Source organism: Pseudoalteromonas sp. S1609 (genome assembly GCF_005887255.1).
Classification (GTDB): Bacteria; Pseudomonadota; Gammaproteobacteria; order Enterobacterales; family Alteromonadaceae; genus Pseudoalteromonas.
Map to the genome: position 1 here is coordinate 106,750 of NZ_PNDJ01000007.1, position 15,978 is coordinate 122,727.

Genomic DNA, 15,978 nt, shown 5'->3' on the forward strand with positions numbered 1-15,978 from the left:
GATTATTCTAGCACATTATTTATTTTCGGCTATTGATGAATAATTTACATTTAAATAAAAAAAGCCCACAGCAAAAAGCAAATGGGCTTAGCTTCTAACAATTGAAAGTTCTAGGGTTATAGAGTTACACTATTTTTTTCATTGCCGACATATAACCGCGTAATTTAGCACCCACTTTTTCAACAGGGTGTTCACGCAGTGCGGTATTTATTTGAATCAATGTTTGATTATCTACTTGGTTACTTTGCTCATTTAAGCCTCTGCCAATAACATCGGTATCAATATCTTGCATAAACTCTTGTAGTAGTGGCAAACATGCATGGTTGTATAAGTAACAGCCATACTCTGCCGTATCGGAAATAGTACGATTCATTTCAAACAGCTTTTTACGTGCAATGGTGTTAGCAATTAACGGCGTTTCATGCAATGACTCATAATAGGCAGATTCTTCAATAATACCGGCTGCAGTCATGGTTTCAAATGCCAGCTCTACGCCAGCTTTAACCATGGCTACCATTAAAATGCCGTTATCAAAAAATTCTTGCTCAGTAATTTCTACATCACTCGCTGGGGTTTTTTCAAAATGAGTTTCTGCAGTTTCAGCACGCCACTTTAATAAGTTAGCGTCATCATTTGCCCAGTCTTCCATCATTACTCGTGAAAATGTGCCATCGATAATGTCATCTTGATGTTTGTTATACAGTGGACGCATGATTACTTTTAGCTGCTCACTTAATTCAAACGCTTTTACTTTGGCAGGGTTTGACAGACGGTCAAGCATATTGGTAACGCCGCCATACTTAAGTGCTTCTGTGATCACTTCCCAGCCATATTGAATTAGCTTTGAGGCATAACCAGCATCAACGCCTTTATCAATCATTTTATCAAAACATAGAATAGAGCCAGTTTGTAGCATGCCGCACAGAATGGTTTGCTCACCCATTAAGTCAGACTTAACCTCAGCAATAAAAGATGATTTAAGTACTCCCGCACGATGACCACCTGTACCTGCGGCATAGGCTTTTGCTTGTGCCAAGCCATGACCCTGAGGATCGTTCTCTGGATGAACCGCAATGAGTGTCGGTACACCAAAGCCGCGTTTATACTCTTCACGTACTTCTGACCCCGGACATTTTGGAGCAACCATAATAACGGTAATGTCTTCACGAACTTTCATGCCTTCTTCAACAATATTAAAGCCATGTGAGTAAGCAAGCGTTGAGCCGTGTTTCATTAATGGCATAATGGCATTAACAACCGCAGTGTGTTGCTTATCAGGTGTTAAGTTAAGTACTACATCGGCTGTTGGGATTAATTCTTCATATGTTCCCACTTTAAAACCATTTTCCGATGCATTTAAGAATGACTGACGACGCTCAGCAATCGCTGATTCACGCAGTGTATAGGCTACATTTAAACCCGAATCACGTAAATTTAAGCCTTGATTTAAGCCCTGTGCGCCACAGCCTACAATCACTAACTTTTTACCTTTGAGTGCAGCAACACCATCGTTAAATTCGTCTGCCCCCATAAACTCACATTGTGCCAGTTGCGCCAATTGTTCACGTAAAGGTAAGCTATTAAAATAATTTGCCATGATTAAGGTTCCTATTAATTCAATTTGTTAGATGCATTGCATTTGCTTTGCTTGGAATAACCATATGAAAAATATCTTCTTGCGTAAAATGATATATTTGAATTAAAGTATTTCATAATTTGAAATACTGGTGTTGTTATGGATCATAAGCATTTACATTACTTTTTGGCGTTGGCAAAAACGCTTCATTTTTCTCGTGCCAGTGAGTTGTGCCACATAAGTGCGCCTACTTTAAGTCGTAATATTAAGCAGTTAGAAGATGAAGTAGGGGTGATGCTGTTCCAGCGAGATAATCGCAGTGTCAAACTTACTCGCGAAGGCGTTGCATTTAAGGAGTATGCTAGTGCAACGCTCAGTAATTGGCAGCGTTTTAAGGCCAATTTAAACGAACCGCAACAACATATTTATGGCAATGTGAGCCTTTATTGCTCTGTTACTGCATCTTATAGTTTTTTGCATCATATTTTGGAGCAGCTCAGGGCTCAGCATCAGCATATTGAAATCACCTTAAATACGGGCGACCCTGCTCTGGCAATAAATCGTGTATTAGACGGTCACGAATCCATGGCTATTGCAGCTAGGCCCAGTAAATTACCTGCACAAATTGCATTTGTAGATATTGGTTATTCGCCACTGGTATTAATTGCGCCCACTATTCAATGTCCGATCACAGAAAAACTAATCAATAACAGCGAGACTATTGATTGGTCAGAGCTTGAATTTATTGTTGCTGAACAAGGGTTTTCACGACAAAGGTTAGAGCAGTGGTGGCGAAAAAGTAACGTGCAAGGAAAAATCTATGCACAAGTCGCTGGGCATGAGGCTATGGTATCTATGGTGAGTTTGGGCTTAGGTGTGGCCATGATCCCAAAAATTGTTCTCGATAATAGCCCTTTAAACGATAAAGTTCAGATTTTGGATAGTAAAGATGAGCCCCCACAAGGGTTTAAAATTGGCTTGGCGGTATTACACAAAGAATTAAATGATCCTGCGATTAGTGCGCTGTGGAATATTGCTCAAAATATGGGGGAAAACATAATATAGGCTTGTTGAATGATAAAAAACTGTTAATATAAACCGCTAATACTTATGTGTTTATTAACATCTTTGTTGTGATGTCTGAGAGTTTCGATTATGGATAATACTGCCTCACTTGCTCATTCTGCCCAGTGTTTAAAAAAAGCCATTCCGCTTATGGTGAAGTACAAAATGGCGGTAACGCCGATTAATTATGCAATTTGGTATTGCTATGTACAGGGCGATAATCCACAACTAAATTTAGAGCTTGATAGAGTTATCGGTCAGCACAATACTTGTTCTGCTCAAAGTGCACAGGAAATATTCGATAAATATATAAATGATGAAGAGTTAGCGTTTTTCCAACAAATGTCTGAAAGATTTCATAATACGGTAGAGCAAGTACAGTTTGATTTGAGTGATTCTATTCAATATTCAAAAAGTTTTACCACCTCGTTAGTTGACTCACAAAATGAGTTAAAAACACTCTCTAGTATAAACTCATTTAATGAAATTCTCTCTTGTGTAGAGCGTTTAACAGACGAATCAATTGCAATGCAAGATTATGCTCGCGGCTTCCAAACTAAATTAGCGCAAGCATATAATGAGATTAAAGATTTAAAAGAAGCCCTCACTATGACTCAAGAAGCGGTTGATAAAGATTCGCTAACGGGGTTATTAAATCGCGGTAAATTTGATACCGATATAGTTGAGTTTTGCCTTCATGCATCTTCACAAGATGAGCAAGCTAAGATAGCCGTGTTAATAATGTTAGATATTGATCACTTCAAGCGTTTTAATGATGATTTTGGCCATCAAAAAGGTGATGAGGTTCTCAAGCTTGTTGCTCAAAAAGTGCAAAATAGTGTGCAAGAACAATATAATGCTTATCGTTACGGTGGTGAAGAATTTTGTATTACGGGTTACTTTGATAGCATTAATGATGCGATGACATTTTGTAATCAGTTGCGTTTGAGTATTGCTAAATTAACCATTCGTAAAAAAGAAGATAGCAATAATAAACGTAATATCTCAGCAAGTTTTGGTATTGCTTTAATGGAGCCCTTTAGTAAGAGCTGTTTGTTAGTAGAAAAGGCCGATAGAGCACTTTATTTAGCTAAAACTCATGGTCGAAATCGAGTTGAAATAGCCGCCAATTTGTAAACGTGTTCCGTTTGTATCAAATTTGTTAATGATTGTAACCTTCTAGAGCTTGTACTTATACTACTTGCTACTATAGGGTCAAAGCCACTTTATAAACTAGTGAATAACTCCATGGCGTTACATCTGAGAATAAAAATATGCATTTTATTGGTGTTGTTTAGCGCTAATGCGATTGCTCAGACGCAGCAAAATATCACTACTGGTGAACTTAAAATGAGTGTCAGCTTAGGGGTAGGGGTGATCAGTAATCCTTTATATGGAGCAGACAATATTCCTTTAGTGGTTGTCCCACAAGTGGCTTATTATGGCCAAAATTGGTTTTTTGATAACGGTCGTTTAGGCTACTCTTTTATACAAAGTGATACGCATAACATTAGCTTTGTGTCTGAGATTAACCCAGAATCACGGTTTTTTATTGATTGGCACCCGCAAAATATATTCCCGCTCACAACAATGTCTAATAACGAAATATTAGAATCACAAGATGTTGAATCTCCGCGCCAGATTAATATTAATAATATTCAAAAAAGACGAGTAGTACTGGATGCTGGCGTCAGTTATGTTTTTGTAAAACAACAACAGGTATTTTCTGCGCAATTATTGCATGATGTAAATAGTGTTTATAATAGCTACAGAGGATCATTACAATGGCAATACCATTTTGATCTTAAGTTGTTAAAACTTAAATCGACGTTAGGCGTTAACTACAAATCAGCCAAACTAAATAATTACTTTTATGGCTTAAACAGCGCAGAATTTTCATATGGTAAAATAGAAGTTGGTAGTAGCTGGCAACCTTATGCTAAAATCGACGCCCGTTGGCCGGTAGGTAAAGCCAACGCACTTCGTTTTCATTTAGCATATTATGACTATTCAGCAATGGATAGTAGCCCGCTATTTGAACATGACTATTCAATGACCGCCTTTATAGGATTCGAACATACATTTTAATATGAAGTGTTTTATGTTGGTTGTGTTTGCAGCTTCATTTTTTAGCAACCCAAGTGTTGCAAAAGCCCCTTCACTTAACGTATCACCCAAAGTCTGTGTGGTTTCCGAACAACAAGAGTTCTGTGATCTTGAGTTAAAATTTAAGTGGCAATTGCCTGAGCCAATCGATGTGTGTTTATACCAGCAAGATACTCAATTGAAATGTTGGCAAGGGGTAAAAAAAGGGCAACTTAGTTATAAAGCGCGTGTTCAGGTGGAGACCATATACTCCCTGATTAATCCCCTTACAGGTGTATCATTAGCGAGTGTGCAAGTAGAAGTGCAAACTGCATACGCGAAGAAGAAACATCGGCTACGCTCACCTTGGAGCTTTTTTTAATTTAGGAGCAATAAATGCCAAAGATATTACTTGTTGAAGATGACCTAGGGTTGCAACAATTAACCAAAGACTATCTTGAGCATAATGGCTTAGAAGTTGACGTATTAGATCGCGGAGACGAAGTGTTTCCTTACCTGAGTGAAAACGATGTTGATTTAATCATTCTAGATGTGATGCTGCCAGGAAAAGATGGCTTTAGCGTGTGCCGCCAAGTGCGCGACAAATACACCTTACCTATTTTAATGCTTACTGCAAAGGGCGAAGATTTTGACCAAGTTATTGGCCTAGAGCTCGGGGCTGACGATTACGTTATTAAACCTGCGGAGCCGCGCGTGTTGTTGGCTCGAATTAGTGCATTATTGCGACGTGGACAGCCTAGCGTAAGAGCCATTGAGGAGCTTAAGTTTGGTGATTTATCAATAGATAAAACCAGTCGTATTGTAAAGTTAAGCGGTGTAGAAATCGTATTGACCTCACATGAGTTTGAATTACTGTGGTTATTAGCTTCAAATGCAGGAGAAGTACTCAGCCGAGAACATGTGCACCAACATATGATTGGACGTGAGTACGACGGGCTCGATAGAACCGTTGATGTACGTGTATCTCGAATTCGTAAGAAGCTTGGTGATAATAGTGATAAGCCATACCGTATTAAAACGGTGTGGGGGCAAGGCTATTTATTTGTATCAGATGCATGGGACATGTAATTAATGCAAGGTATTAGGCTAGGTTAATGGGGAAGCTATTTATAAGCCTTTACGTGTATATTATTGCCTCTTTGTTTATTGCCAGTGGTGTTATAGAGCAGCTTTGGCCGTATGATGAATCTGAGCAACATGTTTTGTTAGATGATGAATTTGGGCAGTCATTATGGCTGCTCTCTCAAACGGCAGATGGTCTTGAACAGCTAAAGCATAATTTTGATAGTCAAGTTATCTCTCAGCAAGATTTAGTTCTCCCTCCTGAGCAGCAATTACAATTAGCTCAAAATAATTACCTTTACTTGTATGATAAGCAGCAACGTATTGTTTGGTATGTTACTTTAAATAATTCTCAGTTGTTACAAGTAGGTCCTGTAGGTGTCAAAGCTAAAAACACTGGGACCGTAATACCTTATTTATTGGTGCTATTTATTATTAGCTTACCGATAGGGTTATGGAGCTTATTGTTATGGCGAGACTTTGCTAAGCTCAGCCAAGCCTGTGAAGCCGTCGGAGGCGCGCAAGATTTTCAATTAAGCGACCGCTCTAAATCATTTTTTTTACCCATCACTGATACGTTGCAAGTAATGCAGCAGCGGATTGAGTTTTTATTGAGTGCTCAACAGGAACTGACCTCATCAGTGTCACATGAGTTTAGAACACCATTAGCGCGTTTGAAGTTTGCAATCGCGATGTTAGAGGATAAAACTCAGGACATCAAAGCACAGCACTATTTATCTGATATGCAAATGGATATTCATGAGCTGGAATCCTTGGTATCAGAAATGTTGGAATACGCTCGTTTAGATACACAGCAACCAAGCTTACAATTGGCTCCTTGTGATATCGTTGCATTAATTAAAGCCAATATCGAAAAAGTAAGTTTTGATACCCCTATTAAATTAACAACAACGCTACCGAGTCAATTCATTTACGTATGTGATAGTCATTTTATGTCGCGAGTGCTACAAAATTTAATTAGTAACGCACTAAAACATGCTACGCAAACTGTGCATATTAGTTTAACTGCCAACGCCGAAAAGTTATTTCTGGTTATTGAAGATGATGGCCCAGGTATTGCGGATGCTGAACGTGAGAAAGTGTTTAAACCTTTTACCCGTTTAGATAAAAGCCGTGATAAAAAAACCGGTGGGTTTGGATTAGGGCTAGCAATTGTAAATAAAATTATTAGCTGGCATAAAGGGCAGTGTAAGATTGAAGACTCACCACTGGGTGGGGTTAAGTTTATTATCACCCTCGACAACTAAATCCCAAACAATAAAAAAGCGCCATAAAGGCGCTTTTTTGCGGTTTAAAACCAAAAAATCAACAAGTAGCAAATAGATAGACAGACCATTTATAGAAAAGTTCTATTTTATTTACTAGTTTTTTCTAGTAATGGCATCAGCATTTGCTCTAAGCCATTAAGCTTCACTTCGTACATCATAGCGAGCTGAGAGCCAAGCTTGCTATCAGGAAAGCCTTGTTGTTTAAACCACACTAAATATGGCTCAGGCAGCAAAAGTAAAGGGCGTCCCGCATACTTGCCAAATGGCATAATGGTGTTAATCGCTACTTTTAGTTGTTGAGGATCCATTACTGACATCTTTTATAAATAATGGGGGTAAGTGTAAGGGATTTTAAGGAAATAAAATAGGCTGTAACGGGCAAGTAACAGCCTATTGATAGAGGGAGTAGGCCCTCTAATTTGAGAATCTTATTGGTCACTTAAAAGCAAGGGGTCCGTTATTTGTCTTTTATAAAACACAAACTTAGGTATTAGCTTTATTCAACCAACACAGACATTTTACCTGATTTTTTCACCAATAAAATACTCAGATGTAAAGGAATGTAAATGCAATCTATTTGCATCTAAGCCCGATTACGGAAACAAGGTTTGCTTTACATGCTCCGCAAAACCGCTACCAGCCTCTAAATAAAAGTTATAAGTAGAATCTATTCCCATATCTTCTAATTCTTTTTGCTGATCGGGGTAGTTAGCAATCGCAGTTACTTGCCCTTTATAGCCTGATGCTTGTAATTGCTCTAAAGCAAAAATATTTTGCATATGCTTAGGCATAGTTAACATAACCATTTCCACATGAGAGTGATTAACGCGCTGCCAAAAATCAGGGTCGGTGGCATCGGCAATTAATACTCTGCGTCCACGTTTAATATGTTTATCGACCACCTCAGGTTTAATATCAATACCTGCAACTACATCAGGGTGAGTTGCGTTTATTGTTTCATAGGCACCAGTGCCAATTCTACCCATACCAAAGATCACTATTTTCGTATCATTTAAGTTTACAGGAAGCTCTTCTGCTAAACGGGTCTTGCTTTCAAACTTCAATAAGAGGCGTTCAATTTTAACGTACAGCTCGTTAGAGCGTTTATTTAAAGGGGAGGCAATCACAAATGTAATTGATACGGCAATCGCGATAACCGCGAGCCATTCAGAGGTAACCATGCCGCTAGATGCAGCAACTGCACAAACAATTAAGCCAAACTCACTAAAGTTAGCCAAACTAAATGCGGTGAGTAAAGAAGTACGAGCACGCAGTTTAAATAAGTTAGTTAGTATGTAATAAAGCAGCGTTTTAACAGGAATAACCAATACTAAAATTAAAGCAACGACTAAAGAGTGGGCAGTAAGTTCTGCGCTTAAACCAATACTTAAGAAAAAGCCAACCAGTAATATATCTTTAAGGCTAAGCAGCGATTTAGACAGCTCACCTGCTTTTTTGTGAGGGGCGAACATCATGCCAATGATCAATGCGCCTAAATCACCTTTTAATCCTGCGAATTCAAAGGCATTGTACCCAGCTACCAATGCAAAGAAAAAGCCAAATAGCGGCAGCAACTCACCGTGTTTAGAGCGGTTTAAAACCCAGTACATAATTGGGCGAAACAAAGGTAGTGCAACAATTAACCCTAAAGCCCAAATGTTCGGTACTTTACCTGTACTGACCGCTAAGAATATGACTGCAAATATATCTTGCATAACCAAAATACCAATGGCTATTTTACCGTGCAAACTTGCCATTTCACCGCGTTCTTCAAGTACTTTTACAGCAAATACCGTACTGGAAAAGCTCAGAGCAAAGCCGACTAACAATGCACTTTGCCAGCTTAAATCGACAAATAATGGCAGTGCGAATACACCAAGCAGCAACATGAAGCCACTAAACAATGCGCTACTTAAAATAATATGTATGGTGGCAGGAGCCCACACTTGTGGTTTTATAAGGTTAGAAATTTTTAGTTTGAGGCCAATACTAAAAAGTAGCAGTGTGACCCCTAAAGAGGCAATCGTTTCGAGTAGCTCCGTGCTTTTGTAACCCGCTAAATTAAGAATAAATCCGGCCATAAGAAAGCCGATAAGCGGCGGTAATTTTAGCTGATATATACCAAAACCGCAGACGAAGGCGGTAGCAAAATAAATTAGTTCCATAGTTATTAGTATCACTGCACTTGGCATTGTAGTGTAGCGAAAAACAATGCTTATTGACAATTTATCTACTTATTTCCTACTGCTAATTGGCTGATAGTGAGTATTTATCACCTGATTGCTAAAACACCTTTATGTATGCATAAAGGCGGCTGTAAAGTACAAAAAACACACATAAATGGCTGGTTTTATGGTAAACAGCATGTAAATAGCAGTTTTTCGCTGACAAGCGCTTTTAAATGTGGTTAAGATGCCATAACGAAGGAGTTTAAGTGTAAGCAAACAAGTGTATTGCTTAGCTTAAGGAGAAAATATGTTTAAAAAGATTTTAGCATCGGTAGGCATTGGTGCCGCCAAGGTGGATACTATTTTAGAAACCGAGCATCTTCAGCCTGGCCAACTATTCAATGCACAAATTGTTATTAGTGCAGGTGATGTAAGTCAAGAAATTGCGGGTTTAGATTTAATGTTAGTTACTCGGGTTAAAGTAGCCAGTGAAGACGGTGATTACTTTACTAATCATGTTATTGATCAATGGCGCATAACTGACATTGGTACTGTTGAGCCTGGTGAAGTTAAAACTATCCCGTTTGAAGCCCGTTTGCATTCAGAAACACCAATTACTGAAATTAATGCCGGTTATAACCAGTCTTATGTGTGGTTAGAAACAGGGCTTGATATTGACCTTGCGCTTGATCCAACAGATAAAGACCATTTGCACATCTATCCGAATGAAGCAGTTAAAACCTGTATGCAAGCAATGGAGAAGCTAGGATTTAGTTTAGTTAAAGCAGATGTAGAGCAAGGCCATTTACGTGCTTCTACTTTTCAATCTGTGTCTGGGTGTTATCAAGAGCTTGAATATCAACCAAATAGTCGCAGCTTATTTGGCATAAAGGAAATTGAACTGTCGTTTATTCCTGAAGCGCATAAAACGCATGTACTGATTGAGTTAGACAGAGCATTTAGAAGTGACGGTTATGTCGATTTAACTATCGAGCATGATCATGTTAACTTATCTCAGTTATGTGATCAGTTAGAGCGATTATTTGCTTAATAAGATTATGGGGCCTTTTAGTAAGGCCCTGTAATAATAAAAGGTGTTTAAATGGCGTTTAAATGTGAGCCATTCTCTGCGCTCGACTCCCAAACCCTGTTTGCAATAATGCGTGAACGTGTTGACGTATTTGTTGTAGAACAAGCGTGTCCTTACCCCGAACTTGATGATGTGGATATTGCAGATGCTACTCGCCATTTGTATTCACTCAATAGGCAAACAGTAAATGCCTATGCTCGTTGTTATGAGAAAGATGCACATTATAGTGCGATAGGGCGTGTTTTAGTTGCTCAATCACAGCGCAGCTCTGGTTTAGGCAAAGAATTAGTTAGCCAGGCTATTGCCTGTTGTAGAACTCAGTGGCCTACTCGTGATATTTATATAGGCGCACAAACCTACCTACTGAATTTTTATCGCTCATTTGGTTTTGAGTGTGTTGGGGAGGAGTACTTAGAAGATGGCATACCTCATCAAGATATGATTTTAAAGCAGTAGATAATTCTTAATAAATAAAGGCCCACATTAGTGGGCCTTTATTTTACTAGCTAAGTAAAGAATGTAAAAATACTAAGCTAATGGCGATAGGGCATACAAATTTAGTGTACCAAGGCCATATTTTCCAAAATAAGGTGTTATGTACTTCAGGGTTACCTTGCTGGATTGCTTTGAGCAGTGATGACCTATACCAGATCCACCCTACAAAAATACAACACATAAGTCCTAATAAAGGTTGCGCGACTTTAGTTGTTAAGGTGATCACTAAACCAAATAACGTGCCTAAGTTGCACACTATGGTAATACTAACTATGGCAATTAAAGCACCTATTAACCATGTTGCTTGCACACGCTTCATTGCAAAGCGCTCTACAGTGTACGATACCGGCGCTTCAAGCATTGAAATTGACGAGGTTAGAGCGGCAATACTCATTAATGCAAAAAAAGCAAAGCCAACAAATAAACCCACACCACCCATGCCATCAAATAAGGCGGGTAAAACCTGAAATACTAAGGTGTCTTCTGAAAGCAGTTTACCTGTTGTTGACGAGAATATTTCAACACCTTGGGCTTGTGCAACATACATCGCGGGGATAATCAGTAAGCCTGCTACAAATGCGATGAATACATCAATAAGCGTAACATAAGCCCCCAAAGAGACGAGGTTTTCTTTTTTACTGATATATGAGCCATAGATAATCATTACACTGGTGCCCAGTGACAATGAAAAGAAGGCCTGTCCTAGTGCACTGACTAATAAGGTGGGATCAAAAATAGAAGAAAAGTCAGGGACTAGGTAAGCTTTTAATCCCTCAACAGCGCCTTCTTGAGTCATTACATAGGCAATTAAGGCAAACAAAATACCGAGCAAAGCAGGCATTAAACGTTTTGACCATTTTTCAATACCATTTTCAACACCGCGGCTAATAATAGCAACGGTTAAAATAATAAATACCACAGTAAAAAGAATGTTACGTGTAAGTGACTGTTCACTTAACCACGAAGATGCCGCATCTGCGCCTATGAGAGTAGTAACCGGCTCTAAAGTCGCACTTAACATCCAACCAGCAACAATCGCATAAAAGCTTAGTATAAAGCCTGCACATAAAATCCCGCCAAAGCCAACAGCAAAGGCAAACTGCTTTTGCCAAGGTTTAGTGGTTAATTTAGTTAGTGAAGAAACCGCATTAGCTTGTCCATGACGACCTATCATCAGCTCTGCCATTAAAGCAGGATAGGCTAAAAAGAAGGCCAGTACTAAGTACGCGACTAAAAAGGCAGCCCCGCCATTACTTGCTGTTTGTGTCGGGAAACCCCAAATATTACCAAGCCCAACAGCAGATCCTGCCGCAGCCATTATAAAACCAAAGCGGGAGCTAAACTCACCTCTTACTGCACTCATATTATTTTGCTTCTCTATTTTTTCGACGCCGTGACAATCTACTGGAATTGTAAAAAAATAAAAAGTGCTTATTTGACTTAGTCGCACAATTATTGCGTTTTATTTTCAGATATAAATAACACGTGCATTTTTTGATTATAAATAGCACGATTTCTTTAATTATATTGCGTTAGTTAGAACGGATGGTACTGTTTAATTAATATCTAAACCGCGCAATCGTAAGTGTAAAGCAGGCCCCACCAAGGTGCTCACTTTTACTCACTTCTATTGAACCATGATGCCAATCGGCTACTTTGGCAACGATAGCCAATCCTAACCCGTAACTGTTGTCACTGCGATTACGGTGGCTGCGCTCACGGAAGAACGGGCTAAATACTTTTTGATTGTTTTCTTGAGCTATGCCTGGGCCATCATCGGCAATGCTGATCACTAGAGTGTGCTCTTGTAGCGAGGCGGTTACTTTAATGTGATGATGTGCAAAATCGCAGGCATTATTAATTAAGTTAGCGATCGCTCTTGCTAGCCAATGTAAGTCAGCAAAAATAGTATGATCATCACATTCTAAAGAAATATTAAGCGAACGTGCGGTTATTCTTGGTTCAAGCTGCAGCACAATGTCACTTAGATATTGTTTAAGGTTTGCTGATGAGTAAGTGAGTTTATTGGCATTTTGTTCCAAAGTAGCAAATGCTAAGTAGCTTTTTAACATTGACTCCATATGATCCAAATCGGTTTCCATACGGGTTAGGTAATGCTTTATTTTGCTCTCATCATGGCTATCAAGTGCAGCGTCAACACCAAAGCGTAAGCATGCTATTGGGGTTCTTATATCATGGGACAGGCTTGAGGCCATCAGTTTATTTTCAGCTACTAACTTTTCAATTTGGCTTGCCATGCGGTTAAAGGTCAGTTCCACATCTTTAATATAGGTAAAGCGAGAGGGCTTAATTCGGGCTTTAACATTACCGGATGCGAACTGTTTTGCCGCATCATTTAATACTGTAAGACGTTTTGCTAAAGGGGTAATAATAAAACCCATAAAAACACATAAGCCAGTATAAAATAACAAAGTTAAAATTATGTCGTTTCGCTGTGTGCTCTCGTAAGGCTTATCTAAACGCATGGTTAAATGGTAAGGGCTTAATGCATCATTAGTGTAGAGCATGTAAAAGCCTTGCTCGTCCTCGAGTATTAACCCGCCTTGAGTTTGCATTTTATCTAATAGCGCTGATGGTAATGCTAGCGACTGATTTAATTTGTAGTTAAGAGTCAGGTTAAAATCTTTGGCTAACTTAGTTACCTGTTCTGGTCGTGCCTGTGGCTTTATAGCTGTGAGCTGTTTACTTAACCCGACAATAATCTGGCTTTGTACACTAAACTCATCCAAAGGTGCATGTGCTTGTTGGCTAAATGCATCAATAAGCCAACCTAAAACAATAATTGAAAGCAGCGCACTGCCTAGTAGTGAAATATAAAACTTTTTCATTGATGCTATTCCATAATAGGCTGGGTGTATTGAAGTGACGTTTATTATTGTCGCGCTTATTATTTAAGCGCTCAGGCATTAAAACTTACCACGCTGTAGTCACAAACAAATAACCACGCCCCCAAATAGTTTTTATTTTTTCTGGTTTTTGCGGATCATCATTAAACTTTTTACGCAAAGCAGAAATAAGCACATCAACGCTTCTATCTAGGCCGTCATACTCCCTGCCTTTGGTTGCTTTAAACACCGCATCACGTGATACAACTTGCCCAGCGTTGCTCGCTAAATAATGCAGTAATAAATACTCTGCGCTTGAAATATTCACATCTTGCTGGTTGAGTGTAACGTTACGAGATTCGGTATTAATACTTAATTGACCAATATTGATCATGCTCTCTTGAGCATCAGTTTTAGGCGTGTCGCTGCTGTAGCGTAAAGCCGACTTAATACGAGCAAGCAGTGCACGAGGGCGAACAGGTTTTATAATGTAATCTGTGGCACCGACTTCAAGCCCAATGACCTCATCCATTTCTTCATCTCGTGCGGTGAGCATAATTATAGGGGCTTGATAAAAGCTACGTAACTCACGGCATACACTGATACCATCAAGACCTGGTAACATAATATCGAGTAAAATAAGCTGTGGGTTTAAATGCTTTACTTGGCTTATAACTTCATCACCGCGATGACATACATGCACAATATAGCCTTGCTCAGTTAAATACTCAGTTACCCATTGTGCAAGAGAGATATCATCTTCAACCAGTAAAATAGTACCGTAATTATCCATAAGCTTTCTTCGTATACCTGAATGATGTTTATAGTGTGTGGCTAAAATAACCGCCAGCGCCGCTTTTTTTGTCTATTTTGATACACCCATTGTAGTTTAACTTCGCTTACAGCAATCACTTGTGATGTATTACTATCAAACAGCTCAAATGAAATGCTCTGGGTTGAATCAAAGGCGTAATTAAGTGAGCCTTGTCGCTGTTTAAGCCAGCACTGCATAATGTATTTTGAAGTCGCATCGCGTAAACAATAATTTCCTACCTCTGGTTGCTGCCACGATAAGACAACATCGGCATAACATTGACGCCCTTCACGTAAGGCTACACAGGTATCGGGAACAGCAGTAAGTTCACTGGGTGGTTGTGTAGTGGCTGCAAGCAAAGAGCCCGAATATGTAAACAACAAACAGTAAAAAAATCTAAAGTACATAACGCAGGCCTACCTTGGCTTTGTGTTGATATCCTTGGGAAATAATTGGGCTGTCATCAATTTCTTTTGAAAACCAAGTGGTTAACCAGCCTGCTAAAAATACCCAATCTTGATTGATGGGGTATTCGGCATGAAATTCAAACATAATACTGGTACTGGCATCGGTACTATAAATAGGGCGTGCTGCGTTTGCTTCATCGCTATCAATACCAAAGTAATAGTTTGTAAAATCAGCAGAGTAGGCACTTAAGCCAATACCGGAGCGAAACTCCCAATTGCGCCAAGGTTGAATATGGCTGAAAAACACATTGGCAACCCAACCATTATGAGCACCGCTTATATCATGTAAATATTCAAATGAAACTTGTGAGTTTTCAAATCGGCGTGTTAATCGAAGGCCGGTGTCAAAATCATAGTTACGCTTTTTTATACCACGCAGTGGATCAATTATTCCGTCGTTATAAAAGCCTAAACCTTGTTCATCAAAACCTGCTTGAATGTTGGTGCCTAATAAATCAAGACCCCAATCATATTTGTTAATTAAGCTATAGCCTAAAACAAGTCCACCGCTGAGCTGATTATGGTCAAAATCTAGATAAAAATTATCGTAAGAAACTGCAATACTCAAATCTAGTTCTGCACCAACATCATAGGAGTTCATGCCAACTAAATAAGAGTCTTCAATGTAATAACCTGCGCCAGCGCTCCAATCCCAGGCAAACCCAGTGGTGGGTTCCAAAGTGTTATCGGCATAGTAACGATTACTGGCGCTGCTTTGGGCACTAAAAATAGCGGCAACTAATAAGGCCGCACAACCAAAAGACTGTTTAAGAGAAGTATACGTCATCCTTGGAACCTTAATTAGAGTTTGCTAAAGAGGCTAGGGTCTGTTGACCTTTGCGGATTAAAATTTGTTCAAACTAGGGGCGGTTTAATCGCGGCGCGAAGTTTGTAACCTAGTGGGCTAAGTAAAAACCGAGCAACAAAGAGTAAATCGCCCCTAGGCAGAACCCTTCGGGCAGCGCCTGTTTGGCATTGATGCTGCGTTATCGCCTATTTA

General features: G+C 39.3%; 16 protein-coding genes. 8 read left to right on the forward strand and 8 right to left on the reverse strand.

The features are described 5' to 3' along the window. Positions 1 to 124: 124 nt before the first annotated feature. A complete protein-coding gene (ilvC, locus tag CWB76_RS03045) occupies positions 125 to 1,597 on the reverse strand; it encodes a ketol-acid reductoisomerase (protein WP_138605346.1) in 1,473 nt (490 codons plus the stop codon). A gap of 138 nt (positions 1,598 to 1,735) precedes the next feature. Here ilvC and ilvY point away from each other — a divergent pair, with 138 nt between their 5' ends. The 6 genes from ilvY to CWB76_RS03075 all read left to right on the forward strand — a co-directional run bounded on the left by ilvY (position 1,736) and on the right by CWB76_RS03075 (position 7,077). Next, positions 1,736 to 2,641: an HTH-type transcriptional activator IlvY gene (gene ilvY / locus CWB76_RS03050; protein ID WP_138605348.1), complete on the forward strand. Its 906-nt coding sequence runs from the start codon at positions 1,736 to 1,738 to the stop codon at positions 2,639 to 2,641. A gap of 90 nt (positions 2,642 to 2,731) precedes the next feature. Then, a complete protein-coding gene (locus tag CWB76_RS03055; protein WP_138605350.1) occupies positions 2,732 to 3,778 on the forward strand; it encodes a GGDEF domain-containing protein in 1,047 nt (348 codons plus the stop codon). A 111-nt stretch (positions 3,779 to 3,889) separates the two neighbouring features. Further along, a complete protein-coding gene (locus CWB76_RS03060; RefSeq protein WP_249363150.1) occupies positions 3,890 to 4,729 on the forward strand; it encodes a MipA/OmpV family protein in 840 nt (279 codons plus the stop codon). Positions 4,730 to 4,742: 13 nt separating this feature from the next. Beyond that, on the forward strand, positions 4,743 to 5,108 hold the full coding sequence (locus CWB76_RS03065) for a DUF3019 domain-containing protein (RefSeq protein WP_138605353.1): 366 nt from the start codon (positions 4,743 to 4,745) through the stop codon (positions 5,106 to 5,108). Positions 5,109 to 5,122: 14 nt separating this feature from the next. Continuing rightward, positions 5,123 to 5,815: a response regulator gene (locus tag CWB76_RS03070; RefSeq protein ID WP_138605355.1), complete on the forward strand. Its 693-nt coding sequence runs from the start codon at positions 5,123 to 5,125 to the stop codon at positions 5,813 to 5,815. Positions 5,816 to 5,841: 26 nt separating this feature from the next. After that, a complete protein-coding gene (locus tag CWB76_RS03075; RefSeq protein ID WP_138605357.1) occupies positions 5,842 to 7,077 on the forward strand; it encodes an ATP-binding protein in 1,236 nt (411 codons plus the stop codon). A 107-nt stretch (positions 7,078 to 7,184) separates the two neighbouring features. Here CWB76_RS03075 and CWB76_RS03080 read toward each other — a convergent pair whose 3' ends face one another. Further along, positions 7,185 to 7,406 carry a DUF3820 family protein gene (locus tag CWB76_RS03080; RefSeq protein WP_138605359.1) on the reverse strand — a complete coding sequence of 74 codons (222 nt, stop codon included), beginning with the start codon at positions 7,404 to 7,406 and terminating at the stop codon, positions 7,185 to 7,187. A gap of 285 nt (positions 7,407 to 7,691) precedes the next feature. Beyond that, complete coding sequence (locus CWB76_RS03085; protein WP_138605361.1) at positions 7,692 to 9,263, reverse strand: cation:proton antiporter domain-containing protein; 1,572 nt, start codon at positions 9,261 to 9,263, stop codon at positions 7,692 to 7,694. A 310-nt stretch (positions 9,264 to 9,573) separates the two neighbouring features. Here CWB76_RS03085 and CWB76_RS03090 point away from each other — a divergent pair, with 310 nt between their 5' ends. Further along, complete coding sequence (locus tag CWB76_RS03090) at positions 9,574 to 10,317, forward strand: sporulation protein (RefSeq protein WP_109874306.1); 744 nt, start codon at positions 9,574 to 9,576, stop codon at positions 10,315 to 10,317. 51 nt (positions 10,318 to 10,368) lie between these two features. Continuing rightward, positions 10,369 to 10,812 (forward strand): GNAT family N-acetyltransferase, encoded by a 444-nt coding sequence (locus CWB76_RS03095; protein ID WP_138605363.1) that lies wholly within the window; start codon positions 10,369 to 10,371, stop codon positions 10,810 to 10,812. A gap of 46 nt (positions 10,813 to 10,858) precedes the next feature. On the opposite strand, the gene CWB76_RS03100 is transcribed toward CWB76_RS03095, so the two are convergent. The 5 genes from CWB76_RS03100 to CWB76_RS03120 all read right to left on the reverse strand — a co-directional run bounded on the left by CWB76_RS03100 (position 10,859) and on the right by CWB76_RS03120 (position 15,765). Next, positions 10,859 to 12,214 carry a sodium-dependent transporter gene (locus CWB76_RS03100; RefSeq protein ID WP_010387992.1) on the reverse strand — a complete coding sequence of 452 codons (1,356 nt, stop codon included), beginning with the start codon at positions 12,212 to 12,214 and terminating at the stop codon, positions 10,859 to 10,861. A 196-nt stretch (positions 12,215 to 12,410) separates the two neighbouring features. Further along, the gene (locus CWB76_RS03105) at positions 12,411 to 13,700 is read right to left on the reverse strand and encodes a sensor histidine kinase (protein WP_138605365.1); all 1,290 of its coding nucleotides are present in this window, start codon (positions 13,698 to 13,700) and stop codon (positions 12,411 to 12,413) included. A gap of 85 nt (positions 13,701 to 13,785) precedes the next feature. Beyond that, positions 13,786 to 14,490 (reverse strand): response regulator, encoded by a 705-nt coding sequence (locus CWB76_RS03110; RefSeq protein ID WP_054201686.1) that lies wholly within the window; start codon positions 14,488 to 14,490, stop codon positions 13,786 to 13,788. Between the two features lie 41 nt (positions 14,491 to 14,531). Beyond that, positions 14,532 to 14,918 (reverse strand): DUF3019 domain-containing protein, encoded by a 387-nt coding sequence (locus CWB76_RS03115; protein WP_010387996.1) that lies wholly within the window; start codon positions 14,916 to 14,918, stop codon positions 14,532 to 14,534. Beyond that, positions 14,908 to 15,765, reverse strand: coding sequence for a MipA/OmpV family protein (locus CWB76_RS03120; RefSeq protein WP_138605367.1), 858 nt, complete (start codon positions 15,763 to 15,765; stop codon positions 14,908 to 14,910). The genes CWB76_RS03115 and CWB76_RS03120 overlap by 11 nt, the downstream gene beginning before the upstream one ends. Positions 15,766 to 15,978 lie beyond the last annotated feature (213 nt).

Coding starts and splice junctions, on each gene's coding strand:
- ilvC (WP_138605346.1), bottom strand. CDS start 1,597: ATGGCAAATTATTTTAATAGCTTACCTTTACGTGAACAATTGGCGCAA.
- ilvY (WP_138605348.1), top strand. CDS start 1,736: ATGGATCATAAGCATTTACATTACTTTTTGGCGTTGGCAAAAACGCTT.
- CWB76_RS03055 (WP_138605350.1), top strand. CDS start 2,732: ATGGATAATACTGCCTCACTTGCTCATTCTGCCCAGTGTTTAAAAAAA.
- CWB76_RS03060 (WP_249363150.1), top strand. CDS start 3,890: ATGGCGTTACATCTGAGAATAAAAATATGCATTTTATTGGTGTTGTTT.
- CWB76_RS03065 (WP_138605353.1), top strand. CDS start 4,743: ATGTTGGTTGTGTTTGCAGCTTCATTTTTTAGCAACCCAAGTGTTGCA.
- CWB76_RS03070 (WP_138605355.1), top strand. CDS start 5,123: ATGCCAAAGATATTACTTGTTGAAGATGACCTAGGGTTGCAACAATTA.
- CWB76_RS03075 (WP_138605357.1), top strand. CDS start 5,842: ATGGGGAAGCTATTTATAAGCCTTTACGTGTATATTATTGCCTCTTTG.
- CWB76_RS03080 (WP_138605359.1), bottom strand. CDS start 7,406: ATGGATCCTCAACAACTAAAAGTAGCGATTAACACCATTATGCCATTT.
- CWB76_RS03085 (WP_138605361.1), bottom strand. CDS start 9,263: ATGGAACTAATTTATTTTGCTACCGCCTTCGTCTGCGGTTTTGGTATA.
- CWB76_RS03090 (WP_109874306.1), top strand. CDS start 9,574: ATGTTTAAAAAGATTTTAGCATCGGTAGGCATTGGTGCCGCCAAGGTG.
- CWB76_RS03095 (WP_138605363.1), top strand. CDS start 10,369: ATGGCGTTTAAATGTGAGCCATTCTCTGCGCTCGACTCCCAAACCCTG.
- CWB76_RS03100 (WP_010387992.1), bottom strand. CDS start 12,214: ATGAGTGCAGTAAGAGGTGAGTTTAGCTCCCGCTTTGGTTTTATAATG.
- CWB76_RS03105 (WP_138605365.1), bottom strand. CDS start 13,700: ATGAAAAAGTTTTATATTTCACTACTAGGCAGTGCGCTGCTTTCAATT.
- CWB76_RS03110 (WP_054201686.1), bottom strand. CDS start 14,490: ATGGATAATTACGGTACTATTTTACTGGTTGAAGATGATATCTCTCTT.
- CWB76_RS03115 (WP_010387996.1), bottom strand. CDS start 14,918: ATGTACTTTAGATTTTTTTACTGTTTGTTGTTTACATATTCGGGCTCT.
- CWB76_RS03120 (WP_138605367.1), bottom strand. CDS start 15,765: ATGACGTATACTTCTCTTAAACAGTCTTTTGGTTGTGCGGCCTTATTA.